The organism is Xylophilus ampelinus, from assembly GCF_003217575.1.
GTDB classification, from domain to species: Bacteria; Pseudomonadota; Gammaproteobacteria; order Burkholderiales; family Burkholderiaceae_C; genus Xylophilus; species Xylophilus ampelinus.
This window is the reverse complement of the sequence record NZ_QJTC01000062.1, coordinates 1-1190: the sequence shown is the minus strand read 5'-3', so window position 1 is coordinate 1190 and position 1190 is coordinate 1. Positions and strand designations below refer to the sequence as shown.

Sequence of the window (1190 nt, the reverse complement as noted above, 5' to 3'; positions counted from 1 at the left end):
AAAATGGGAAAAGAGAAATTCACACGTACTAAGCCGCACGTCAACGTCGGCACGATCGGTCACGTCGACCACGGCAAGACCACGCTGACGGCGGCGATCGCGACCGTGCTGTCGGCCAAGTTCGGCGGCGAGGCCAAGGCCTACGACCAGATCGACGCGGCGCCCGAAGAAAAGGCCCGCGGCATCACGATCAACACCGCCCACGTGGAATACGAGACGGCCAACCGCCACTACGCGCACGTCGACTGCCCCGGCCACGCCGACTACGTCAAGAACATGATCACCGGTGCCGCCCAGATGGACGGTGCGATCCTGGTGTGCTCGGCCGCCGACGGCCCGATGCCCCAGACCCGCGAGCACATCCTGCTGGCCCGCCAAGTGGGTGTCGGCTACATCATCGTGTTCCTGAACAAGTGCGACATGGTCGACGACGCCGAGCTGCTCGAACTCGTCGAGATGGAAGTGCGCGAGCTGCTCGACAAGTACGAGTTCCCGGGCGACGACACGCCGATCATCCACGGCTCGGCCAAGCTCGCCCTCGAAGGCGACAAGGGTGCCCTGGGCGAGCAGGCCATCATGAAGCTGGCCGAAGCGCTCGACACCTACATCCCCACGCCCGAGCGTGCGGTCGACGGTGCGTTCCTGATGCCCGTGGAAGACGTGTTCTCCATCTCCGGCCGCGGCACCGTCGTGACCGGTGCCGTCGAGCGCGGCATCATCAAGGTCGGCGAGGAAATCGAGATCGTCGGCATCCGCGACACGCAAAAGACCACCTGCACCGGCGTCGAAATGTTCCGCAAGCTGCTCGACCAGGGCCAGGCCGGCGACAACGTCGGCGTGCTGCTGCGCGGTACCAAGCGTGAAGACGTCGAGCGCGGCCAGGTGCTGTGCAAGCCCGGCTCCATCAAGCCGCACACGCACTTCACCGCCGAGGTGTACGTCCTGTCGAAGGACGAGGGCGGCCGTCACACGCCGTTCTTCAACAACTACCGTCCGCAGTTCTACTTCCGCACGACCGACGTGACCGGAGCGATCGAGCTGCCCGAAGGCAAGGAAATGATCATGCCCGGCGACAACGTGTCGATCACCGTCAAGTTGATCAACCCCATCGCCATGGAAGAAGGTCTGCGCTTCGCCATCCGCGAAGGCGGCAAGACGGTCGGCTCCGGCGTGGTCGCGAAGATCATCGC

The 1190-nt window shown here is 64.5% G+C and carries 1 protein-coding gene; it reads left to right on the top strand.

The window, feature by feature from the left end:
- Positions 1-3: 3 nt before the first annotated feature.
- Positions 4-1190: elongation factor Tu (tuf, locus tag DFQ15_RS16835; RefSeq protein ID WP_110467050.1), on the top strand; the 1187-nt coding region annotated here is incomplete at its 3' end.